The following is a 23,653-nucleotide window of genomic DNA, read 5'->3' as shown; positions in this document are numbered from 1 at the left end:
CCACTATCCCGTCGCAAAGTGTTAGCCAGTGCCTCTATCGCTTGTATTAGCTGGTTAACCGGCTGTTTAGGTGGATCACGTTCTGAGAACCCGAGTACATCGGAGAGCGCAGCCGACGGGGGTGAAGTGTCTCTGGGTTCATATTCGACGAGCAGTTCCTCGTATCCGAATGAAAGAGAGGTTCACAGTGGGTGGGTCCACATCGTTAGCGACGGCAAGTCTGCGGATCTAACGTTCGACGCGAGACTTTGTACCGAGTTGGGAGAAGTCAAACCGGAGCTGACCCATTCCATTGGTAATGAGTTCGTCTTGAGATTCAACGCCAGTGCTGAATTCAGTAGCGGTACGTCGTCAGATGAAACGCCCGAGGATTCGCAATGTAGTTCCGTCACTCGTCTTGTTGGTGGAGCAAATGTGCCGAGTAACTGGGAAACGCTCACTGTTGCGGTGAACAACATCGAAATCCAAACAATTGAGCGGTCAGGCACGATGCCGGAATTTCGGCCACTACCGGACCCAGTACACCCTCAATAGAGTTCTCCTGACTCGGTGATTGGTCCTTCACCTGTACTGAGCGATTGGTAGTGTAAACTATCAGCTGCTGATGGCTTCAACAGAGCCGCAATGCTTATTATTCAGACCGGGGTATCTACATGTGAGGATGCGGGAGAGGGGGTTAGCGTAACGCGCCGCCTCTCCCGGCTAGGATAGTGAGGTAGTGGCTCACGGTCCGACGACATCCGGTCTTTGTATCTAGAACTCCTCAAGTAGATACGATCGGACAGCGTCATCCGCAATTTGTTCCACATGGTCTCGGTATGGGTCTCTGTTTATTGGTGATGGGTTTCTAGGAATGCCCTTTCCCAGAATCCAGGCGAGTACACGGGAACGACCACCTTCTTCGCGAATTGGTCGCACTGAGTCGAGTCGGTAGGGGACCTCTGCTTGAGGGGCTGGATCTACCCATGACGGGTCGAACTCAAGAACTTGAGACGGGAGGTCAGATTGACTGCTTTCCAGCTGGTGGGCAATGTGGCCAGCGATGTAGTCCGCAGTATTCGTCGCGGGATATGTTCGATCAGCATTCTCCATGAATGTCAGCAAGACCGGGCAGATAGACTGCTGGAAACTAGTGTCGAATGCTGAGGGCACCTGCACCTTCAGTTGCTCGAAGTAGTTACTGTGAGAATCTTCGCTACCATCATGAAGGAAGGCTGTCCGGCCACATCCATGCGCGATATCTCCGGTCTGCAATGGATTGGTAATCGATTTTTTCGCAGCGGTAACCGCACATGTTGCGAGTTCAGCAGCCCGATGCGGACCTTCCCAAAAGATAGCGCTCCAAGAAACCGGGAGAGATCGAAGATCCTCAATAAGTCCTTGAACCCGTGTAGCACGCTCTTGTGGGGAGACACCGCCGTAACGGAGCAGTGACGATGATTTGTGCTCAAACGGGTAGAGGTCATTATCAATCAGAGCCCGAAGAAGGGAGATATCGTTCTCTCGGGCGGTACGAACAGCGACCACGACAGTGTATCGTGTCCCATCAACCGTGGTAACTGATTCGTCGAGACCGATGAGGTTTGGAGCCCGCTGCTGCTCACCATTACGAACCAATCTGATGTCACGCAGCGGCGCACTCATCAGTAGATATGATCTAAAGAACAGCCTATACGACTTGCTATTGAGATAGCGAATGTGGGAGTGGCAATTCACTACTCATAGCAGAAGTAGTCATACTAATCAGTTAGTCTGAACAGTTGTACTAAGTAGTTATACTATCTCTCCATATAGTTGTACTAGTTAGTACAACTAGTTAGACCAGATAGTTTGTCTGACGTGTCTTTATTATCAGACAGTCCAACTAATATAACATGCTCACGTACACGACGTACTCAGAGGCTGGGGGCGTCGGGAAGACGACGCTTGCGTCGAATCTCGCAGACGCCCACGCCCAGCACGGTCGCGATGTCCTCGCGATCGATCTTGACCCACAGAACGGCTCGCTCACGTACCTCCTCGGCGTCGATACCCCACGTGAGGACGGCGACGCCGACAACATCGCCCGACATCTTATCGACCGGCCGAAGGGTGACTTCCATGAGCTCGTCGAGGAGACAGCATACGGATTCGACCTCGTACCAAGCCACAACATGCTGGAGAATCTCGGCGATCTCCTCGGCCGGGCAGAGTCGATGGCGGAGGACCTCGGCGAGGAGTTCGACCGCTGGGACCGGCTCCGAGAAGTGCTACTCGACGCCGGCATCCCCGACGAGTACGACACAATTGTCGTCGATCCGCCGGCGACCGCGGGCCCACACCTCTACAACGCAATCGCCGCGACGCGTTCGCTTGTGATCCCACTAGAGCCGACCGGGAAGGGGATGCAGTCGATCGAGGGGCTTCGCGACGTCGTCCAGGGCTTTGAGGACACAGTCGGTGTGACGGTCGGCGTCCTTGCGGTCGTTCCGAACGGCGTCGGTCGGACCGCGGACCAGCAACGGTACCTCGAACGGATCCGCGAACTCGGCTACGATGCGCCGGTCGCGATCGGTGAGCGGGCGTCACTGTTTGAGGGATGTTGGGACGCCCAGCGGACGGCGTTCTCGTACGTCGATGAGGTCCGCGACCGAAAGCGCGATCACGAGATGGAGACGCTTGAGCAGCTCCACACGCTGGCACGACATCTTGAGGAGGTGAGCGCCTGATGCCGAACGGGATGAAGTCCGGTGCCGGCGATGACCCGTTCGCAGACGATGACGATCAGGAGGACAACGTTGACGAAGACTCTGCGAATCCGGCTCCTGAGCCCCACCACGAGGACCTCCACGAGGAAACCGGAGAGCCAGATTCGACGACAGCGATGCCGGGCGTCCCAGATCATCCCGGTGATGTCGAGGCGACGCTGCCGTGGATCCACCGTCGCGATGGAGTGAAAGACGATCGGGACCACAAGACGATCCACTACACAGAACACACCGTAAAGCGGGAACGTCAGGAGCTCCGGCCTGCGCTTGAAGAACGACTTGGTGACGATGTCGAACTCACTGACGCCCGAGAGGCGGCGTATCTCGTCGGAATGGAACATCTAGACGAAGTCGCCGATGTCCTTCGAGAGTGGGGCTACGACATCGAGTGACCGGTATCAATACGGCCCGTGCTATCATTCTAGAGGGATATCACCGGGCGCGCCCCAATTGGGGACGCCGAACAGTTCACAGATCAACAAGGCAGATGCCACGGGGCTTGACCCCGAGGCTGTTGACCTCGCAGGGCTCACAAGGTGGAATGTCCCACCGGTGTGTCATCAATCGGCTTGACAGCAGGTGTGCTCGGCGGACAGCCCATCTGAAACGGCGTGGTCACGCCAGGGTATAGCGTCGGTACCGCCGGAGCGCATAGCGGTAGGAACCATACGAAACGCCGCCTGTCAACAGTAGATACGTACCGAAGAGCACGCCGAATACAGGCGTCAACACGACGTTTCCGGTGACTGCGAACCACGTCACGAACAGCCCAAGAACCGTTCCGCCCCCCACAACGAACAGGTACACCATCATGACGAGCGTCGATGGGACGACCGTTTCCGTCCCCCAGAACTCGCGCTCCTCGTAGATGGGGTACGCCGAGCCGATGCCGACCGCGAACATTGACGCAGCGAGACACATTACAACTCCGACGGCGGCGGTCGCCACCGCCTCAAGCACCGTTATCCCGAAAAGGATCGAGACGAACGAGCTGAGAACAGCGATCGGCACTCCAACCGCAACACCGGCGAGGAGCCTTCCACGGACGAGAGCCGCGGATGATGTCTCGGTGAGAAGGAGGAACGGTAGTTGCGGCCGATCGTCACCAAGCGGGTTCAACCCAAAGGTTGCGCCTGAGAGGTATGTTGCGAGAACGACGCCGCCTCCAGTGATGAGGGGTCCGAGGGCGTCGCCCGAAAACTCGAGAAACATCGTCCCAAAGGGTGCGATAAAAAAGACGGCAATCAAGAGATGACTCAACTCCGCCGGATCACGGCGACCGCGCACAAGAATCCCCCACGCGATACGACTGGGTTTAGTCCATGCGAACGGCTGTGGGGCAGAGAATCCGCCACTCGATCGCCGCACCTGCGTCGACTCGTTGTTACCGACTGAATCGGTGAACCAGAGCGTAGAAACCTGCTTGGTCGAGACGGCGAGACCGACCGGCGTGAGAGCGATTAACGCCGCGAGCACCGCCACCGCCCCTAGGGAGGTCGGTCTGGAGACTGGTGTTCCGACGAACGCGAGTGCAACGTATTCCACGAGGGGATCGAACGCTACTGTCGACAACAGCCGTTGCACTGAGAGGTCGGATTCAACGATGAACTGCCCGGCGAACTGCGACGCGACGACGAGTCCGACCATCGCGAGGATACCGACCCCTTTCAGGAGACGGCGAAGGTTTGGGAGTTTCCGCAGGAGTCGCAGCACAGCAATTCCCCCGGCGTACCCCCAGACGGCGGCACAGCAAACGAGCGGCAGCGTGACCGCCCCGCCCAAAGCAACGAGCAGCGGCGAGCCCATTCCGAGTGCGAATGTGACGACCACTGCCCCGATCGGGATCCCGAACCACAGGGAAAGCCGTCCCACCTCCGCTGTGATGAGCCCGATAACGACTGCTCGCGGGTGAACCGCCAACAGGACGAAATCCGCACCGTCGATGTGTCCGAGTCGTTCGAGGGTCCGAAACACCGATACCGACAGGAGACCGAGAGGAACGAGCGTCGCAGCGGGCGCAAAGAACGGGACTGCCGCCACGGAGCGCGCGGTTTGCCCGAGCACATACGCCGTTGGCAGCGCGAACAGGAGTGCGCCGCCGAAGAACAGCGCCGTGAGCAGGAGTCCAAGGACTCGACGAGGGTTTCCGAGGTACCCACGGAGGCTTCGGACGAACTCCGCTCGCCCAATTCGGAGCCCGTGGCGAACGTCCTGTCGGACGCTCATTCTCTCCGAGAGGCCGCATCCGTTTCGGGTTCGCTCGTGACGGCGAGGAACGCGTCTTCGAGGGATCCACTCTCGCCAGTCTCCGCACGGGCCTGTACTTCAGCGGGGGTCCCCTCGGTGACGAGTCTTCCGTCAAACAACACCCCGACTTCGTCAGCGACGGCTTCGACCACCGGAAGAATGTGTGTTGAGAGGAACACCGTGGTCCCTGCGTCGGCAAACGCGATGATCGATTCCCGGATAGTGCGCGCCGCTCGGGGGTCAAGCCCCGATGTCGGTTCGTCTAAATACAGGACATCCGGTTCGTGCAGGACGCTCTGTATGAACGCAGTCTTCTGTTTCATTCCCTTCGAATACCCGTCGATCCGCCTATCCGCGTCACCGGCTAAGCCGAATTGGTCAAGGTACTCGCCGATGCGCTCTCGGGCAACGGACCGCGAAATGTCGCGAATGTCGGCGACGTATTCGAGTTGTTCGCGGGCGCTGAACTCGTCGTACAACGGCGGCGTCTCAGGGAGATAGCCGACCCGACCGGCGATCGCACGCCGGTCGCTCGGGTCGACGCCACAGACGCGTACCGATCCGCTGTCCGGATCGCTGAGACCGGTAAGGAGCCGCATCGTCGTCGTCTTCCCCGCACCGTTCGGGCCGAGAAAGCCGTAGACGGTCCCGTGCGGGATGTCGAGCGTGAGACTGTCGAGGGCGACTTCTGAGCTGTAGGTCTTCCGGAGATCGGTCGCCAGAATGGCGGATTCGTCGTGGGTGGAGGGCATACGTAACGGATGTCATTTCCCGAACCGATCCTCTATGCGTTTCGGAATCATCTTCCGGTCACACGTATGAGGTGATGCCGCATGGGTAGATAACGACGCGAGTAGATGGCGTGATCGCTCCACAACTTCGGAGGATAGATTTTGATGCGTGCCTTAATTCCTCTCTCAATAAAGTGGTCTAAAATGCGGTATTATACCGACAAGAACGCTCTGTTAACCGATTACCGTTCTACCAGATCCTGGATTTACTGTGAACCGTTCATGTCGACTTCGTCGAACAAGTTTGTGACTCGCTGTTCGATATCATCTCGGATCGCACGGACCTGATCGGGGCCTTGACCATCTGGATCCCCCAGTGCCCAGTCACGAACGTCGACGTCCTCAGCATCAAGTTCGAGTGTCGAACAGCCCATTGTGTCGACGACGTCACATGATTCGAGCTCAGTCGTTGAGGCTTCTCGGGGGACTCGATCCGAGAGATCGATCTCGTGGTCTTGCATGACCGCCACGACCTCGTCGTGGATGCTACCGGCGGGGTGAGTGCCACCGGTAATGATTTCAACACTGTCTTCGAGTCCACGACGGTCACGCTCGCGTTCGGCGAACGCTGTTGCCATCTGACTGCGACCAGCATTTTGTACACAAACGAATCCTAGAGTATCCGGCAAATCATCACTCATAAACAGCAGAATCGATGCCGTCGACTTGAGCACTTATATGTGATGTATATCCGTCTCAATAGCTCAACACGGGTCTGAGAGTACTTCTCAAACAGTCCATCAAGAGCCGCTGTGCCTGAAGTAACAGCTATACCGATCCCACTCGCTTGTGAAGGTGTGACAGAATCCGATGAGCGGACGGGCCATCAGATCGCGTTCGTGTGCGTCCAAAACGCAGGACGGAGCCAAATGGCGGCGGCGTTCGCTGAGCGCGAGTGCGACCGTCGCGGTGTGGGCGATCAGCTTAAGATCGTTACCGGTGGCACACAGCCCGCGGACCACGTCCACGAGATTGTCGTCGAAGCAATGGGAGAGCGAGACATCGATCTCAGCGACCGAACGCCGCGAGAGGTGACGCCAGACGAGCTACAGGCGGTCGATATCGTCGTCACGATGGGGTGTTCGGCATCGGACGTGTGCCCAGCGACGTGGAACGGCGAGAATCGCGATTGGGGGCTCGACGATCCCCACAAGCGTCCGATCGAGGAGGTTCGTGAGATCCGTGACGAGATCGAAGAACGAGTCGTCTCGCTGTTCGACGAACTCCTGTCGCAAACTCCATCCGCGGAGTGACAATTGGCAGGGCCGTCAGCCGGAACGGCCCCTGTGACCTCCGCTAACAGCAGCCGTCGTCGTCGGTGCCGCAGACGCTCCCGTAGTCGACACCAGTCTCGTCGCCGATCGCTTCGTTACACTGTATCACCATAGTGGTGAACGCGAACTCCGAGGAGGACTCTTTCGCCGCCGCGAGCTCCTCGCCGAGCGCCTCGGCGGCCGTGACGACCTCTTCGTCCGTCACTTCGGACTCGCTGGCGTCCTGACCGGAAGCGCTCAACAGCACCCACCTCCGGTGGATCGCGCGAACTCCTCGCCGATCTCGTCGCTGATGGCGTCGTTCGTCCGCTGAAGCAGTTCTATCAGATCGGCCTGTGCGGCCTGCTGACGCTGGATCGTCTCGTTGTTCGACATCTCGGTCTGGAGTTGCTTCAGCTCGGCCATCACCGACTCGTCGAAGCCACCACGCTGCATCTGTTGTTGCTTTCGCTGGTACTCGCGAAGCAGCGCCATCGCGTCGTCATCGTTCTGTAACGCCTCGTCAGCCTCGACGAACTATTGGTAGGTCTCCGACTCGCCGAGGACGTCGAGGAACTCGCGGAGCGTCGCCTCGACGTTGGCTTCTACGTCTTCCTCATCGGACACGCCCACGCTCTCCTCGGTCGCACCTTCCGCGTCCTGTGCGTCGCTCACGAGGGCGTCACCTCCGGTGCGTCCGCTTCGACAACGTCTGCGAGTCCGGTGATCTCTTCGCCGAAGGTGCTCAATTCATCGAGCCCGATCGGTTCGTCCTGCCGGAGCGGCGCCAACATCAACGGCGCGTCGAACCGGTCTCGAATCTCTTCGAGATACTGCGCCTGTTGTGCGCGGCGGTTCGCGAAGAAAGCGTTGTCGCCGTACTCCTCGGGGAGGAGGTAGTTCGCGACGACGAGAGAGGTTTCGATACCGACCTGGTCTTTCAGGTCGGCGGCCGCGCGGTACGCCTCCATCATCGGCGTGTACTCGGGGTACATCACGAACGCGAACGTGCTTTGCTCGGGGTCCTTCATCGTCTCGATGACTTCGTCGTACTGGTCGCCTTTCGCAGGCGCGGCACCTTTCGTCAGCGAGCCGAGGTCCATGAACCCCTTCCAGTCGGACGGGAGTTCGAGTAGTCGGAGGGTGTGGCCCGTCGGCGCCGTGTCGAAGACGACGACGTCGAACTTCCTCCGCGGACCGTCGTCGGCGTCTGTTCGCTCCCGGGCGGTGCGGACGTCCAACTCGACGTGATCGCGGTCGAGGAGTAACGACCGCTGCCGACACACCCATCATGAACACTCACCTGACCACACACCGGTATCGCTCTCCACCCGACTCACCCAACACGACGAAGGTGATGGCGTCGTGAGCGACGCCGCCCACGAGCACGGGCCGAACTGCGACTGCGAGGCCTGCGGGGACCCGCGTTCGATGGACTTCCTCGATAAGTACCTCACCGTCTGGATCTTCGGCGCGATGGCCATCGGGATCAGCCTCGGCTACGTTGCGCCGTGGGTGACCGGGCCGATTCAGGACCTCCATCTCGTGGAGATCGGCCTCGTGTTAATGATGTATCCACCACTCGCGAAGGTCAACTACGGCCAACTCCCCGCCGTCTTCAAGAACGTGAAAGTACTCGGGCTGAGCCTCATCCAGAACTGGCTCATCGGCCCCACACTGATGTTCGGATTGGCGGTCATCTTCTTTAGCGGTCTCGTCCCTGGACTGCCTGCCCGACCTGAGTTCTTCCTCGGACTGGTGTTCATCGGGATGGCCCGCTGTATCGTGATGGTACTGGTATGGAACGAGCTCGCCGAGGGTTCGAACGAGTACGCCGCGGGGCTCGTCGCATTCAATAGCGTCTTCCAGATCGTTACGTACGGCGTGTACATCTGGTTCTTCGCTCTATTTCTCCCCCCGATTCTGGGCATGGAATCGCTCGTTGCCGGAATTTCCGCATTCAATATTACACCGATACAGGTTTTCGAGGCGATCGCGATCTTCCTCGGGATACCTTTCGCCGCCGGTATCTTCTCCCGATTCGTCGGCACGCGGGTGAAAGGTGTTGAATGGTACGAAGAGACGTTTGAACCCACGATCAGCCCGCTCACGCTGATCGCGCTGCTCTTTACAGTGATCGTGATGTTCGCGATGCAGGGTGAGCGCATCGTCGCGCAGCCAAGTGACGTCCTACTCATCGCGGTGCCGCTGACGATCTATTTCGTTTTGATGTTCTTCGTCAGCTTCGGCATGGGCCGTGGAATCGGTGCCGACTACTCAACGACGACGGCTATCGGCTTCACCGCCGCCTCAAACAACTTCGAGCTCGCGATCGCCGTCGCCGTCGCGGTGTTCGGTGTCGGCTCCGGTGTCGCGTTTGCCACCGTTATCGGCCCGCTTATCGAGGTACCGGTGCTGCTCGCCTTGGTGAAGGTCGCGTTGTATCTCCAAGACCGGTACGACTGGCGGGGATACACAACCGGGCGGCTAGACGACACGACTGAAGATGGATCCTCAAGCTCCACGGCTGATGACTGACAGTTAACTACCCATTCACCACACGCTTACAATTCATTTGACGATGAAGAGAATATGTTTGTAGTCATGTCGGTGTGGTAACTTTGCTATCGACCTCACCATTTTCTAAATGAGTGGTTCCGGCAGTCCTCCTTCCAAAGATGAACCCCGTCTGCAGTCTCTGTGCGAAGTGTACCAGCTCGGGATTACCATCCGGGACAAACTCAAAGAAACCGATCTTATCACCGTGTTCGAGGATTTCGATCACACGATAGACGCGATTGAAGACAGGTATCCAGCGTGGCATCCTGCGCCGCTCTCCTTTCGCGCGATGGTCCTCTCGTTCGTGTTCATGGAGATAACGGGTGACTCATACGCCAACTTCACTCGACGACTCACCCGACAACCGGAAGTAGCGACTATCCTCGGCTTCAGTCGAGTGCCCGACGAATCGGCGTTCTCACGGGTATGGCGGAACCGATTTGACGACGCGATCCACGAATACGTCTACGCTGCCGCTCACTTCGTTGTCAAAGAAGTCCATGATCGCAACATCTCAGCGCCCGAAGTTCGTCCAAAGGCTGAGATCGTTGACGATACAAAAGAAGACCGAGACTCAGTAGAAGACAAATCCTTCTCACAAGAGGAGATCATCCAGACGACACGCCTCGCGCGTGATCACGCCTTCGGTCACTTCGATTCGGGCCGAGCGTCAAACGCCTCGTACGAGGACACGCAATTTTTCAAGTTACAGACGTTCATGAGGATGGTTCGGTGCGGAACCGCGCGGGGAGCGACTCGCTTCCAGTACCGGCGTGGTGAAGAGTACGTCCCCCACGGTGATACTCATCTCCGCACCGTCAAGCAGTTCGATCCCGAAGAGGTCGTGAACAGCTTCGATGAGACAACGGACCGCTTGCTTTCCGTGATCGCCTCAGAAGCATCCTTTCGAAGGCCAGTTACCGTAATCCCGGATTAACTTCGCAGCGCCTCCACGGGGCGCTCGTTTGCGGCCTTCCATGCAGGGTACGCTCCGCTGACGATTCCCACGCCAACGCCGAATCCGAGCGCTAACAGGAGATAGTAACCATTCGTCGGATCGATAACCAGGTTGGTGTCTACTGCTGGCGTCGCGGCGACGAGCCCAGCGACGAGCACCACGGTCAGTGCGGTCCCCACTGCCGCGCCCGCGGCACCGATCAGGCCAGCCTCTGCTAACAGCACGCGTAACACGTCTCGGCGGGTCACCCCCACCGCGCGCATCACACCAATCTCTTGTCTGCGTTCGACCGTACTCATTAACATGACATTGAGGATCGAGACGCCGGCGACCACGAGCGAGATACCGCCGAGCCCAAGCAGGAATGTACTCAGGAGGTCAAAGAAGCCGTTAATCTCGTCCACGATCGCCGCCAGCTCGAACAGATCGACTCGTTCCTCGCGGGCATTCACTTCCTCACGGATCGCGTCCGCAGCAGCCTGTGCCGTCTCACCAGACTCCGAGACCACAAGGGCTTGCGCGTAGCCATCAGCGGCAAACGCTGATTCCGGGAGGAAGACGGCGTCATCGGGCGCAACCGGGCTAAATGTCTGTGTCTCAGCAAGCACGGCCACGACGCGCTGCTGTGACCCTGCAATCCCCACGGTGTCGCCCGCCCCGAGACCAAGATCTTCGGCAACGCCTGCGCCGATGATCGCGCCCTGCCGGTGGCGGTCCGGAAGCCTCCCTTCGGCGGATTCAAACGCGAGCCCCGGCTCCTCGACCCCGTAGATGGTCGCGAAAGTCTGTGAGCTCGCACCCTCAACGATCCCGTTATCAGAGTACAGCGGGACGACTGCTGGGTCCCCGACCGCTGGATCGTCAACGGCGCGCCGAATCCCCGCAACATCGGTCGCCGAAAGTGACTCTACCCCGGTGTCAGCGTTCGGCGAGACCACCACCTGCGTGCCAATGTCGCCGATAGCGTCGGCAGCGCCGAGTGCGAGCACATTCCCAAAAATACCCAGCGCCGCGACCGCAAGCACGCCGATAGAGACGCCAAGTACTGCTAGGACCGTTCGCACGCGATTTCGACGGAGGTTTCGTGCCGCCATTGTAACAGCCGGTCGCCAGCCGCGAAGTCGGCCGGTGGCTTCACCCCCGCTCTTGATCTCTCTTGTGTTGCTGCCGGTCATCGTTCCCCTGGTGCGAGCGCAGCATCTGCGTTCCGGTCCGACGTGATGTCCTCCAACGGGTCCGTTTCGTCTGCGATACCGTCTTTCAGTATCCCGTCTCGAAGTTCGATGACCCGGTCAGCGTACTCCTCAACAAGCGAGTCGTGGGTGACGGCGATGACGGCGACGCCCTCCTCTTTCACGCGCTCGAACTCTGCGAGAATCGACTCGCCGGTCTCAGTGTCGAGGTTCCCCGTGGGCTCGTCCGCGAGCAGCACGGCAGGCTCGTTGATGAGCGACCGGGCGATAGCGACCCGCTGTTTCTGTCCGCCGGAGAGCTCGCCCGGCTCGTGATCGAGCCGGTCACCAAGCCCGAACCGGGAAAGCAGGTCCGCGGCGCGGTCGGTCGCGTCGCCGGGGTCGAACGCGGTCGGCAGGGAGACGTTTTCGACCGCCGTCAGCGTCGGGAGCAGGTGGAAGTCCTGGAAGACGAACCCGATCGACTCTTTGCGCGCCTGCGTGCGCTCGCCGACCGAGAGGTTCGTCACGTCGGTGCCGTCGAGCAACCGCCGACCACCGGTCGGGTCGTCGAGCAGCCCCAACACATTCAGCAGCGTCGACTTTCCGGAGCCGCTCGGGCCGACCACCGCGACGAACTCTCCGGGCCTGACCGCGAAGTCGACGTCGTTGAGAGCGACGACCGGATCCCCGCCGCCGCTCGGGTATCGCTTCATAACCCCACGGAGCGCGACGCCGTAATCATCGCGCACGATCCGGTCATGAACGCCGTCGTCGTCACCGGCGTCGTCGTCCCGCGCGCCGTTGCCGTTCAGATGGTCCGCGTCGTCCGCGACATCACTCCAGCCTTCCCCGTCGTCCGCGGCGTCGCCCCACACTGCCGCATCACCCTCGGCGTCGCTCCACTCCGCCTCGTCGTCCGCGGTGTCTCGGGTCACGGCGCCGACCCGTCGCGTCGCCGTCCGGTCGACCCGCCGATGCGTCCCGTCCTGATCGCGACGCCGACCGCTCCGGACAAGCCGACGAGCGTGACTCCGCTGGCGAGCGCACCCGCCGTGCCCACGCCGCCGGCGCCGATCCGGCTGAGTGTGCCGCCGGCGTCGCCGTCGTCGTCATCGTCAGGCTCCGGCGCCGCCACAGTCAGCGTCTCCGTGTAGCGGACGCCGCGCTCGGTGTAGGTGACTCGGATCGGGATCTCCTCGGCAACGGAGTCGTTCACCGCCGTTTCGAGTTCGAAGCCGACGAAGTCGCTGGCGCCGAGCGTTCCGAGGAAATACTCGCCGCCCGCCGCGGTCGCCTCGACGCCGAGCGCGTCGCCGACAGAGACGACCGCGCCCGTCATCTCGCCCTCGCCGGCGTTCCCGAGGTTGGCGTCGACGACGACGCCGTCGGCGGTCCGGCGGACCGTCGCGTCGGTCACCGTCGGCGACGCCTCGCGGACCGGGTACGTCACTGTCGACTCCGCGCTGCGGTCGGCCCCCCGATCATTGCGCGTGTCGGTGTCAGCGCGGAACGCAGCCGTGACCGTCACCGCCGAGCGATGGTCGAGCGGGCCCAGATCGACGATGACGCGTCGCTCCTCGCCGGGCGCGACGTCCTCAACGACGAACGGACCGACGGAGACGGTCCGGTCGCCCTCGCCGCCCCCCCTGGTCGCGGTTCCGGCGGCCCGGAGGCTAACGCGGTCGGCAGTCGTCGTCCCGGTGTTGACCACGGTCACCTCGACGGGCGAGTCGACGGCCGGGGGGGTCTCCCCGTCTTGGCCGGCGTCGCCGGTCTCGAGTCCGCCGCCACCACCGAGGATACCCTGTATGCCGCCGATTCCGAGGTCGCTGGCCGCGTTGTCGTTCCCGTCTTCGGTCTGGAGGTCCTCGGGGTCGAGCGCGCGAGTCCGGAGGTCGAGCGCAACCTCAACGGGCTGGACCTCGATGACTGTGTCGCGGCTGACGGTCACGAATTCGCCGCTCGTCGACTGGTTCGCGACGGCCTGAACGGTGAGCCGCTTTTCGCCCGGCTCCTCGAAGGACGTCCACAGCGTCGCATCCAGCGAGTCACCGGGCGAGAGCGCGCCAGCGCGCGAAACGCTGTCGAGCACGTCGCCGTCGGCGTTGCGAACGCGGATCTCAGTCACGTTTGCCGCCGCAGCGCTACCGCCGGAGTTCGTGACGGTGACGTTCAGCGCCGTCCGCTCATCTACGGCCGGATCACTCGGGGACACGCCGATCCCCCCGACAGTGATCCGCGCGTCCGGCACTGCCGTGACCACTCCCACAGAGGTTAGGAGCGTCAACAGGACCAGCAACGAAGCGATGGTCCTTATTGAAACCACGTTCACTCTCGATAACAGACCGCGAGTCACATATCCACCGTCGGATGAAACCAGTTGGCATTCGTCTGCGCGAAGCGGTCGGTTATCACTCCCTGTAGGGGTCCGGACCCTGTGCCGAACGTGCGTCTCTTGTCGCTGTGATCCACACTCACATTAGGTGCTTGATTGGTTTTAATATTGTGGAATATGAACCACAACGCGAATCGTCGCACGAATTTAAATCGTGTTTTAGTGTATTTTGAGCAAAAAGCCGATCATAGAAGTGTAGTTGTCACTCAACACCACTTTTATGAGTATCCCGTCCACACTGTTAGTGTGAACACGAATGTCGGCGCGGTAGACCGAACTCTCAGAACCGTCGTCGGTGCTGTTGCTGGAGGAGTTTCAGTCGCGATTCTTACCGGGATAGTCTCACTTCCAACAGTGCTCTCGCCGGTGCTGGGGATCATTGCGATAATGATGCTCACTACGACGTCGATAGCCACCTGCCCCGCTTACTCGCTATTTGGGGTCGACTCTTGCTCGAGTAACTCCAGTCCGCAATGAGTACGGAAAACTACCGCCCCATCGACACTCAGACGCTTATAACACGCGGTGTAGTGGCATTAGCAATCGCACTAATCGTGAATCTCGTCCTCGGTTGGATCGCATTAACACAAAATCTTGTCGCGTCGACGGAGTTCTTCCAGTATCCGCCTATCGTGGTGTGGACTCTGCTTGGGATGGTCGGCGCAACTGTAGTGTACAGAGTGCTGACACAGCGGTCGACAGCCCCAGACCAGGTATTCGTCCGGATTGCCGCTCTCGTGTTGGTACTCTCGTTCATTCCTGATCTCGGACTCGTGTTGTTCACCGATAGCGTGACACTAAGCGAGGCCATCGGACTCATGTCGCTCCACGTTCCCCCGGCAATCGTTACGGTTCTGGCATTCCCGGAGACGCCACTCGGCCGTTGACATTCTCCTCGCGCTGAACGGTAGTTACCGAATTAAGTCCTGCCCGGCGCTGGGGTGGTCGCTTGACATCTTCCCCACCCTACTCGCTCACCGTTGACGCGGTTTACTCCTTGAGAATGGGGCATTAGCGCCTGAATTTTAGGTAAAATTAGAGGATGAGGCGTTCGACTTCAGAAAGTCTATCACTGCTCAGCCCTGGTGAATCGCCAGAAAGTATCTGATTTCACGTTTTCACGGCTCGCTTGATGTTGTAGACCGCACACATCAGGACGATCTCACGAAGTTCGCGGTACCACGCTCGGGCACGCACCGCGTGGCCGAGCGTCCGCTAAATCGTTGAGAAGACGGTCTCAGACAGCGTTCTCTGGCCGTATAGAGACTCGTCGATTCGCGCGTTATGCGCAGAATCGACGGGTCGGAACTCACGGTTCTTGATCAGCGGCCTCACGCCTTCTTCGCACAATTTTTCGCGTAAGCGCTGCCAACCGTAGCCTTTGTCGGCGCCGAGGCTGGCAATCTCGCCCGCGTTGCGAAGGGCGAGTTGCCAGCCGATCTGCGTGTCGTGGCGTTTCTCGGTCGTACAGTGAACGTCGAGCACAGCTTGCGTTTTTGTATCGCCGAGAGCGGTCGTTTTCAGCGCTTGAACGCGATAGTTCGTCCGACGACAGTAGTGCTTGCTGGCGGTTTCACGATCGAAGAACGTCGCGTCCATCGTGGCGTGATCGGCGGTGTCGTGTAACTGCGCCGAGAGGCGCAGCAGCACTCGCCAGATCTTCATCTCTAACCCACCAAACGACAAGTCGATCCACGCGATACGTTCGCTGAGGCGTTCGATTTCGGCCATAGACACTCTGAAGTCGAGCGCCTCATTCTCTAACTTAACGCGACCGCGTCGACTGCCCACATATTTGTCCTTGTGTCGCCCGGCCGCCTGGACTGGACGAACTCCATCCGTACGTGACCGCGGTAAGACTGGTTTAAGCCGTGCTTAATAACACCCGATGTGGCTGGGACTCTACGAGAACAGAAAGAGGGTTCATGTGGTTTCGCCACAACCTCGGAGGATTGTTTTGATGCGTGCCTTCTATTCAATAGATTTTAACATGTCCAAAATCCGGTGTAAGAGTCATTACTCGTTCTCAGCTCGTTTTTAACTATTTTAATATATTTATCATAATAAAATATAAATCTACTACCTGCGAAATCCACTCTTAGGCTGTAAAATCTAATTATGGGCCATACGGCGATACTCTCAAATCGGTCCAGAATAGTGTATTATATAACAGGATGAGCCCGGAACCCATGTCTCCCGACCACGGAGCCGACGCGTTCCTCGCGCGGCTGGCGATAGAGGGTCCAGCACCGATCCTCACCGCAGAGGCTGCCACCGGAACCGTCGTGGCGGTAAACGAGGCGGCGACCGAACTGTTCGGTCGCAACCGCTCTTCGCTTATCGGGATGCACCAGACCGAACTTCACCCGCCAGCGACCGAGACGCGTCATCGTGAAGGGTTTCAGGCGGTCCAGGACGGGCGGAAAGAACACGTCCGTGCCGACGCAGAGGAACCGGTGACGATTCTGCGTGCAGATGGGTCGACTGTGCCAGTCGACGCGAGGTCAACGACGTTCACGCACGCGGGCACCGAGTATGTCCTCGGAATCTTCCAAGACGTTAGCGAGCGTATGTCGAGCTTGGCTCGACTTGAACAGCAAGCGGCCGCGATGGACCTGACAACCTCTGGTATCGCGTTATTAAATGGTGACGGTGAGTACACGTACCTCAACGATGCTCACGTCAAGATGTTCGGGTACGACGACGCCGAGGAGCTGCTCGGTGAGACTTGGCGGCAGATATACGCGGACGACGTCATCGAGCGGATCGAAACCGAGGTTCTCCCAGTTGTCGAGGAGACGGGGTCGTGGGACGGCGAGTTGGTCGGGGTCAAACGAGACGGTACGCCGATTACACAGCGCGTGTCGCTCGCACAGCTACCCGAGGGTGGAATCACTTGCGTTAATCTCGATCTCACCGAACAGGAACGCCGACTCCGTCGCCTTGAGAAGACACGTTTGCTCGCCGAAGAGCTGATGACTGCGGACAATTATGAGGGCGTGATCGATACTGCGATCAAAGGAGTGACGGAGATTATTGATCGGCCCTTCTCTGGGTATTGGGCACACGAACCGGCTGGGACGGATACGGCGGCTCCGGGTGGAACTGCGGAGACTGCCACCGACGTGCTCGCCCCCGTGTCTGTCTCCAGTAGCGCAGCGTCGATTGTCGAGGAGGTACCGCGATTCCGCCCTGGTGAATCGCTTGCGTGGGAGGTGTTCGATGCTGGGACGCCGGCATACTATCCGAATGTCGCCACCGAGGTGGGCGTTCACAACCGGGAGACACCGATCGGTACCGAATTTATCGTCCCTATCGACGACGATGGCGTGTTTCTTGTCGGGTCGCCGGAAACGGACAATCTCGCCGAGGACGAACGCGAGCTCATTTTGATCGTCACACAGTACCTCCAAACGGCAATCGAGCTCGTCGCGCAGCGACATCAACTACGTACTGCGCGCGACCGCATAGAGTCTGAACGCAATCAGCTCGAACGTGTCATGAACACAGTCCCGCAGCTGATATTCGCGAAGAATACCGACGGCGAATTCTTGCTCGCGAACGAAGCGGTCGCTGACGCGTACGGTACTACCGTCTCAGACATGATCGGTTCGACTGATGCTGACTACACGGCCGAGCCCGACGAGGTGGACGCATTCACCGACGACGATAGACGGGTGATCGAGACCGGCGAGCCGCTCCACCGCACCGAGGAGTCACTGACCGACGCCGCAGGCAACGAACGGGTCTTAGAAACGTGGAAAATACCATTCACCCCGGTCGACAGCGATGAGGACGCGGTACTCGGCGTCGCCAACGATATTACCGATCTCACCGATGCGCGTGACGAGCTTGACCGGCAGCGGCGGCTGACGAACCTCTATGCCGTGAGCAACCGTGTATTCAAGTCAACGGATCCGGAAGACGCGTTCGACGCGTGTGTCAAGGCGGTCGGCGACGTGGTAATGGCTGACGAGCTCGCGATATACGACCGCAATACGTCAGAAGGGGAGTTGGTGCGGCTTGCGACTGCGGGAGACAACTCCGAATCACGTAGCCGACAGCGAATTCACCCGGGCGAGACGGACCTCTGGCGAGCGTTCACCGAGTCCGACACGTGCTGGCTCCCGGCCGACGCCGTTATCGACGCGGACGGCGCGGCCAAGAAGCAGGCACTCGTCACACAGCTTGGTGATACGAGTCTGTTGAGCGTAGTCGTTGACGAGCGGGATGAGACGTTGGAATCGTTCATTCGGGCGGTGAGCCAGCAGGTCTCGGCAGCACTCACACAACTCCGCCAGGAGACATCGATAGCGGGGCTCTCAAATGATGTCGCCAGAACCCAGCGACAAGCGAACCGCTACCAAAACCTGTGGGAGGGGATGGTTGACACTGTTGAAGCGATCGTGACTGCGGAGACATCGGCAGCAGTACATGAGGCGGTTGTCGGCTTCGGCGATCGTGTGGCGGAGTACGCGTTCGTTGGCACGTATGATCCGGTCACAGAGCGAATTGACCCGGTTGAAGTGTCTGAGGCAGGTGGACCGGCGAAGCTGTACGAAAGCGACAGGCAGACGCTCCCCGCGATCACCGCTGCCTCACAAAACGAACCACAGCGTATCGTCGACGGACAAGCGACCGGAGGAGCTCACGGCGAGTGGCTCAACCGACTGCTCCATTTCGGCTACCGGGAATCGCTCGCGGTTCCGGTGAGTCATTATGAGACCGTCCACGCGGTCGCCGAGTTCATCAGTACAGATGCCGAGCGCTTCGCCGAACCAGAACGCCAAGCAGTTGCTGCGGTTGTGGACGCCGCCGGAATGCGGCTGTCAACGATTGAGTCCGCGAGCGCGTCGAACGCACTGATCGCCTTCGACCTCGAATGTCAGGATCCATCGCCGCTCTTCCCAGGCCTCTCGACGTCCGGTACAATCGTCGTCGAACACGTCGCGCTAACAGGTAGGGAAAACTTTCACCTAACCGGTCGCGTCGACGGCTACACCGAGACCGCATTTCGTGACTACGTCGCGGCGACGCCGGGTATCGAACTCGACAGTATTGACTCGATCGATAGCAGCGTCCACGAAATTGCCGTGCGGATGAGAGATACACCAGACCGGTCGCTAGCCTCGGTTCGCGACGTACTCATGCGGACAGACACACAACTGAGCAGTGTCCGTTCCCGCCCGAACGCTGACGTTTTGGAGTTCAGGACCACGGACTCGAAAGTGATCGGTCGGGTCCGTGAGGAGTTGTCTACCGTCTCCGATTCGTGTCAGCTCGTCTCGAAGCGCCATGTGTCCGGGTCATCCGGTAGACGCGACGAGTCGGCCGGGAATACAGACTTGACGGGCCGACAGCGGGAGATCGTCGAGACAGCGCTCCAAGAAGGATATTATGATGATCCGCGGGGTATCAAAGGTACCGATCTCGCCGACCGGTTCGACGTGTCCTCGTCGACGCTCCACCAGCATCTGCGCGCCGCGGAGTCGAAGATCATCCGCGGCTTCTTCGAGTGACGTATATCTGTAGGCTACTACTAAGATACGGACATATTCGGTATCTATTCTGCCTACCACATATCTTCGGGCGTAGAAATAGTATTGATACTGAAAGAATAGAACGCATGAGTTCAGGATGGAATGACGCGCCGCGAATCTCGTCAAAGTGCCCTCAATACCGACCGGAACAGGTGAGATAGAATGAGTACTCAGCCGTCTGAGTTGACTATGATGGCGTACGAGTATCTGAACCGGTCCACTGACCCCGCTGCGACTACGACGAGTGAAGATCGTTCGTCATGGGTCGACTCTTCCGTCTACGTCGACGACTACGGGAACAAGCTAGTCCACCGGCTTCTCACAGCCGAAAGGCACCCCGGTGAGGCCTTCGAAGCCATTTTACATCCGTCTCCAGAGAGGATCGCACCAGCTTTCATCGCCGATGTCGCGGTCCACTACGACGACATCGTTGGATTCGCCGCGCCGAGCACCCAATTATATGATGACCTATTTTACGCTATGTACGCGGCGATGACCGAGACAGGCGCGTTGTTGACGACGAAGTACCCACGCCATGAGGTTCGGTCGCGGCTCTCGATGATGGACCCGCTCGTCATCGATTCCACCCCTGGTGCCGAGACCGACGGCGGTGTTGAGGTCGGAACTACCGACTCCGAACCGGTCCGATGCGGTGACCTCACTTCACTCGGGGTCGCCGCCGAACGTGCGACGACGCAGCTCGCGACGGGTGACCAAACGGGAACATTCGCGATCGCGACGTTGACCCAACTGCTGGCACATCATGACTCGACTGCACTCGATAGGTTCCTCCACGAACTGGTCGGCCAGTGGCGAAATCAGGACGTCGGCGGGCTCATCCACCTGCCACCAGCCAGCGACATCGACGGTTCCAGCTGGTTTGGGTCGGCACACTTCGATTACGTTATTGAGATGCGAACCGGCGACGGCCAGATTGAGGCGCGAGTGTGTGGGAAGCGAAATGTTGTCCCCACATGGCAGGTGGTTGGCTCCGCGCCGTGCTCGGATAGTGAAACGTCGGCCCAAGCAGTGGACCGACAGCCTTCCGGGATAGTTGATGAAGACGGCGGCGAGTCTACCCCGGAGTGAATACACTAATATTACCCGACGAAGCCGCGCCACACTCCCGCCTCGATTGCTGGGTTTCGGATCGCTGACCCTCGTTGTGAGATTGCGCTTTGTTTATCGACCGTTCTACACTTCTCGCGATTTGTACACTACACCTACTAGGACATCTGCTCGGGTGCGACTAAACCCAGATTGCGGTTTGCTGACAACGTCGGAACGCGAAGCACAACTTCGGTACCTGTGTCGGTCACGTCGACGCCGATCTCCCCGCCGAGCACTGAGACTAACATCCGAATCAGCCAGATCCCGAGCCCGGAACCGTGCTGTAACGGCGTCTCTTCGCCGGTGACGAGCACTCCCCGCTCGATATCTGGCATGCCAGGCCCGTCGTCGGCCACAACGATCTGGAGCCAGCCGTTGTCAACCTGTCTCACCGATACGTTGACGTACGGGTCTTCTCGGTCTCCTGCGGCCACCACGTTCTTTATTACCTCGGTAAGTGGGTGTGTAAGCCATCGTGAGGCAGTCCCGCCGGTCGCGTCGACAGAAACAGCGATCGTTGCGTCCGAATAGTCATCCCGTACCGCCGTTGCGGCCGTTTCAGTGACCTCAGCGATGTTAACGGTCGAATCGTCGTGTGGTATCTCCCGTATCGCGCGGTCAATCACCTGTATTTTGTTCGTAAGTCGTTCCCACCTGTCGAATATACGCGTCAGTCGGCGGAGATGACCCTGACGACAGTCAGCGTCCGGTTCCTTGGCGAGCATCGTCGTCCATCCCACGAGCTTATTTAAATCATTGCGGACGTTGTGTCGGACGACCCGCTGTAACACCTGTAAATGCTGTCGCTGTCGCGTCTTCACGGTGATATCTTTCCCCTCAACGGCGATCAGCGTGATTTCACCAGCGGCGTTACGAATCGGCTTGAACAACAGGTCGATGTGTGCGAGACCGTCTGGACCCTGTAGTTCTCCTTCTGTCTGGACGAGTTCACCGTCACCCGCGCGGTTGACCGCCTCACAAACTGTGAGTCCGTGGTTCGGGTCAAGGTTCAGCCACGGGAATTTGTCGATTGGTTCACCAACTATTGTCGACCGATTAATACCGATGCGGGCTGCCAGCGTGTCGTTCACGTCAGTCACGATTTTGTTGGGGCGGACTAACGCAGTAAACTGGTGCGGGCTGTTAAACACTGCCTCCAATCGCCGAGTGTACTTCTCGCGTTCAGAGATATCGATGAACAGCACATCGGTACCTACGACTTCGTCGTCGACGGTGCGCGGGATCGCCCGTAACAGACATGGAACCGTGTCACCGTCCGTCGTCACGAGTGTGCGTTCTGCGACGGTGAGATCGCCGCTAAGCGCGCGTTCGTAGCCGTCTGACTAGAGCGAATCAGTCGAGCTATCGTCATAAAACTCACTGAGCGGCTGTCCAACCACCGCCTCGCGATCGTACCCCAGCGCATCGAAAAACGACCGGTCACAGGCCTCAATGACTGCTTCGCCGCTAACGGCCCGAGTTTGAACGAACAGCAGCGGGCCCTGATCAAACAGTTTCGACGCCCATTTTACACGCTCGGAGCGCTTCGTCGCGTCTCGCCCCATCGCCAGCACACTGGCAGAGCCATTACCCGCATCACTCGCAACGGTGTGTAGATCTATCCATGTGACTTCGCTGTCATCCGCCCTGATTCGTATCGTCTCAGTAGCCGGGTCGCCGGTCTCGATCGGGCGCCGCAGGGCGTCAGCGGCACGCTCGCGATCCTCCGGGTAAACTATTGCTTGCCACTCGTCTATTGTTGTCGGGCTCGCTCCGACCGCCTCTCGTAAAGTGGCGTCCAATGTGACTGTGTTGGTACTGAAGTCCCACTCACCGATGCCCGTCTCCGTCCCGCTGAGAACAAGTTCTAGCCGCTCAGTCTGGTTTCTGAGCTCTCTGATCCGCCGTCGTTGCTCGGTAATATCGTGTTGAACCCCGATGTAGTTTGTCACGATTCCGTTTCCGTCTCGAACCGGCGTCACGGAGAGCTTCACCCAGTACGGTTCACCCTCCGCGGTGTAGTTTCTCAGCTTAGTTGTTATCGGTCGCTCGGTTTCGATCGCCGTACGGATTCGCTTTGTCGTCTCCGAATCTGATCCGGGGCCCTGGAGGAATCTCGGGTTTCGGCCGAGAGCCTCTGACCGCTCGTATCCGGTTAGCTGTACAAACTCTTCGTTGACGTACACCAACGGGTTCCCCGGTTGGGTCGGATCCGTAATCTGGATGCTGGTCCCTGCTTCGTCCAGCGCCCGCTCTTTTACTGAGAGCTCGTGTTCCCGCGCTTCACGGTCGGTCACGTCACGTACCGTACAGACCATTCGAGACGGGGCGACCATCGTCAGGGACAGCTCCGCCGGGAACGTTGTTCCTTCGGGCCGACTTCCGGTTACTCGCCCCTGCCAGTGACCATCGCGTTCGAGCGCGTCGAAAGCTTCCTTCTCGATCCGTGCCGCTTCATCCGCAGCGTATAGCTCTCGCCAACTTCGACCGAGCAACTCCTGTTTGCTGTCGAACCCGTACATATCGACGTGCGTCTGGTCGATATAGACGTACGCCTCGTCGTCGAGGATGGCGACGCCATCGGCGGCGTCCTCAATCGCTTGTTGAAACGCACCGAGGCGAATTTCTGAGGCGATCTCGGTTGTCGGGTCACGGGTCTGGGAGCTAATACGGTCGAGTGCCGAGGCGAGTAACCCCGCTACTCGCTCGAGAAACTCGCAGACACCGGCCTCATCCAATGCGGTCGCGAGATCGTGGTGATTCCAGCCAACCGATAGCACACGCTCGGAATCGACCGGAACGAAAAGTTCCTGACGCGGAAGCCAGCGGTGATCATCCGGTGCGATTGGTCCGGCCACCCCGCCGGTTCGAACCGGCG

Annotated in this window: 18 protein-coding genes and 5 pseudogenes; 10 read left to right on the top strand and 13 right to left on the bottom strand. The window is 59.3% G+C overall.

What is annotated here, in order from left to right:
• Window positions 1–753: 753 nt before the first annotated feature.
• Window positions 754–1,644, bottom strand: coding sequence for a hypothetical protein (locus EXE51_RS07975; protein ID WP_137692382.1), 891 nt, complete (start codon window positions 1,642–1,644; stop codon window positions 754–756).
• A 230-nt stretch (window positions 1,645–1,874) separates the two neighbouring features.
• Here EXE51_RS07975 and EXE51_RS07970 point away from each other — a divergent pair, with 230 nt between their 5' ends.
• Both EXE51_RS07970 and EXE51_RS07965 read left to right on the top strand, forming a co-directional pair.
• Window positions 1,875–2,708 (top strand): ParA family protein, encoded by an 834-nt coding sequence (locus EXE51_RS07970; protein ID WP_053773029.1) that lies wholly within the window; start codon window positions 1,875–1,877, stop codon window positions 2,706–2,708.
• Window positions 2,708–3,139, top strand: coding sequence for a hypothetical protein (locus EXE51_RS07965; RefSeq protein ID WP_241990603.1), 432 nt, complete (start codon window positions 2,708–2,710; stop codon window positions 3,137–3,139). The genes EXE51_RS07970 and EXE51_RS07965 overlap by 1 nt, the downstream gene beginning before the upstream one ends.
• Window positions 3,140–3,362: 223 nt before the next feature.
• On the opposite strand, the gene EXE51_RS07960 is transcribed toward EXE51_RS07965, so the two are convergent.
• The 3 genes from EXE51_RS07960 to EXE51_RS07950 all read right to left on the bottom strand — a co-directional run bounded on the left by EXE51_RS07960 (window position 3,363) and on the right by EXE51_RS07950 (window position 6,426).
• Window positions 3,363–4,973: a hypothetical protein gene (locus tag EXE51_RS07960; protein WP_137692381.1), complete on the bottom strand. Its 1,611-nt coding sequence runs from the start codon at window positions 4,971–4,973 to the stop codon at window positions 3,363–3,365.
• Window positions 4,970–5,746, bottom strand: a complete 777-nt coding sequence (locus tag EXE51_RS07955; protein WP_137692380.1) for an ABC transporter ATP-binding protein — start codon at window positions 5,744–5,746, stop codon at window positions 4,970–4,972. Before EXE51_RS07955 ends, EXE51_RS07960 begins: the two co-directional genes overlap by 4 nt.
• 245 nt (window positions 5,747–5,991) lie before the next feature.
• On the bottom strand, window positions 5,992–6,426 hold the full coding sequence (locus tag EXE51_RS07950; protein WP_137692379.1) for a low molecular weight phosphatase family protein: 435 nt from the start codon (window positions 6,424–6,426) through the stop codon (window positions 5,992–5,994).
• A 189-nt stretch (window positions 6,427–6,615) separates the two neighbouring features.
• Here EXE51_RS07950 and EXE51_RS07945 point away from each other — a divergent pair, with 189 nt between their 5' ends.
• Window positions 6,616–7,038, top strand: coding sequence for a low molecular weight phosphatase family protein (locus tag EXE51_RS07945; protein WP_394348083.1), 423 nt, complete (start codon window positions 6,616–6,618; stop codon window positions 7,036–7,038).
• Between the two features lie 43 nt (window positions 7,039–7,081).
• Here EXE51_RS07945 and hcsS read toward each other — a convergent pair whose 3' ends face one another.
• From hcsS to EXE51_RS07930, 3 genes and pseudogenes are all read right to left on the bottom strand, one after another.
• Window positions 7,082–7,306 carry a halo-CC-star protein HcsS gene (gene hcsS, locus EXE51_RS07940; protein ID WP_137692377.1) on the bottom strand — a complete coding sequence of 75 codons (225 nt, stop codon included), beginning with the start codon at window positions 7,304–7,306 and terminating at the stop codon, window positions 7,082–7,084.
• A pseudogene (hcsL, locus tag EXE51_RS07935) lies at window positions 7,297–7,713 on the bottom strand (halo-CC-star protein HcsL). Before hcsL ends, hcsS begins: the two are co-directional and overlap by 10 nt.
• Window positions 7,710–8,222 (bottom strand): annotated as a pseudogene (locus EXE51_RS07930) (ArsA-related P-loop ATPase); the annotation flags it as partial. The pseudogenes hcsL and EXE51_RS07930, both read right to left, overlap by 4 nt.
• Here EXE51_RS07930 and EXE51_RS18175 point away from each other — a divergent pair.
• The 3 genes and pseudogenes from EXE51_RS18175 to EXE51_RS07915 all read left to right on the top strand — a co-directional run.
• A pseudogene (locus EXE51_RS18175) lies at window positions 8,211–8,306 on the top strand (RidA family protein); the annotation flags it as partial. The pseudogenes EXE51_RS07930 and EXE51_RS18175 sit on opposite strands and share 12 nt — an antisense overlap.
• Before the next feature lie 97 nt (window positions 8,307–8,403).
• Window positions 8,404–9,576: an ACR3 family arsenite efflux transporter gene (gene arsB, locus EXE51_RS07920; protein ID WP_137692376.1), complete on the top strand. Its 1,173-nt coding sequence runs from the start codon at window positions 8,404–8,406 to the stop codon at window positions 9,574–9,576.
• A gap of 109 nt (window positions 9,577–9,685) precedes the next feature.
• A pseudogene (locus EXE51_RS07915) lies at window positions 9,686–10,531 on the top strand (transposase); the annotation flags it as partial.
• On the opposite strand, the gene EXE51_RS07910 reads toward EXE51_RS07915, so the two are convergent.
• From EXE51_RS07910 to EXE51_RS07900, 3 genes are all read right to left on the bottom strand, one after another.
• Window positions 10,531–11,730 carry an ABC transporter permease gene (locus EXE51_RS07910; RefSeq protein WP_137692375.1) on the bottom strand — a complete coding sequence of 400 codons (1,200 nt, stop codon included), beginning with the start codon at window positions 11,728–11,730 and terminating at the stop codon, window positions 10,531–10,533. The pseudogene EXE51_RS07915 and the gene EXE51_RS07910 sit on opposite strands and share 1 nt — an antisense overlap.
• Entirely contained in the window at window positions 11,727–12,443 is a 717-nt protein-coding gene (locus tag EXE51_RS07905) for an ABC transporter ATP-binding protein (protein ID WP_137692510.1), read from the bottom strand. The genes EXE51_RS07910 and EXE51_RS07905 overlap by 4 nt, the downstream gene beginning before the upstream one ends.
• Before the next feature lie 218 nt (window positions 12,444–12,661).
• Window positions 12,662–14,047 carry a hypothetical protein gene (locus tag EXE51_RS07900; protein WP_394348082.1) on the bottom strand — a complete coding sequence of 462 codons (1,386 nt, stop codon included), beginning with the start codon at window positions 14,045–14,047 and terminating at the stop codon, window positions 12,662–12,664.
• A 324-nt stretch (window positions 14,048–14,371) separates the two neighbouring features.
• On the opposite strand from EXE51_RS07900, the gene EXE51_RS07895 reads away from it, so the two are divergent.
• The gene (locus tag EXE51_RS07895; protein ID WP_137692374.1) at window positions 14,372–14,602 is read left to right on the top strand and encodes a DUF2892 domain-containing protein; all 231 of its coding nucleotides are present in this window, start codon (window positions 14,372–14,374) and stop codon (window positions 14,600–14,602) included.
• The gene (locus EXE51_RS07890; protein WP_137692373.1) at window positions 14,599–15,012 is read left to right on the top strand and encodes a DUF6069 family protein; all 414 of its coding nucleotides are present in this window, start codon (window positions 14,599–14,601) and stop codon (window positions 15,010–15,012) included. The genes EXE51_RS07895 and EXE51_RS07890 overlap by 4 nt, the downstream gene beginning before the upstream one ends.
• A 223-nt stretch (window positions 15,013–15,235) precedes the next feature.
• Here the strand turns inward: EXE51_RS07890 and EXE51_RS07885 are convergent.
• Window positions 15,236–15,787 (bottom strand): annotated as a pseudogene (locus EXE51_RS07885) (IS5 family transposase); the annotation flags it as partial.
• Window positions 15,788–16,314: 527 nt separating this feature from the next.
• Between EXE51_RS07885 and EXE51_RS07880 the strand changes: the two are divergent.
• Both EXE51_RS07880 and EXE51_RS07875 read left to right on the top strand, forming a co-directional pair.
• Entirely contained in the window at window positions 16,315–19,644 is a 3,330-nt protein-coding gene (locus EXE51_RS07880; RefSeq protein ID WP_158413888.1) for a PAS domain-containing protein, read from the top strand.
• A 210-nt stretch (window positions 19,645–19,854) separates the two neighbouring features.
• The gene (locus EXE51_RS07875) at window positions 19,855–20,754 is read left to right on the top strand and encodes a hypothetical protein (protein ID WP_158413887.1); all 900 of its coding nucleotides are present in this window, start codon (window positions 19,855–19,857) and stop codon (window positions 20,752–20,754) included.
• 137 nt (window positions 20,755–20,891) lie between these two features.
• Here the strand turns inward: EXE51_RS07875 and EXE51_RS07870 are convergent, their stop codons facing one another.
• Window positions 20,892–21,980, bottom strand: coding sequence for an ATP-binding protein (locus EXE51_RS07870; RefSeq protein WP_158413886.1), 1,089 nt, complete (start codon window positions 21,978–21,980; stop codon window positions 20,892–20,894).
• 138 nt (window positions 21,981–22,118) lie between these two features.
• A partial coding sequence (locus EXE51_RS07865) for a PAS domain-containing protein (RefSeq protein ID WP_137692369.1) occupies window positions 22,119–23,653 on the bottom strand: 1,535 nt, incomplete at its 5' end.

It is taken from the genome of Halorubrum sp. CGM5_25_10-8B (assembly GCF_005435095.1).
In the GTDB taxonomy this organism is placed as follows: domain Archaea; phylum Halobacteriota; class Halobacteria; order Halobacteriales; family Haloferacaceae; genus Halorubrum; species Halorubrum ezzemoulense.
Note: the sequence above shows the minus strand (reverse complement) of the source record. Positions and strands in the feature narration are given on the sequence as shown.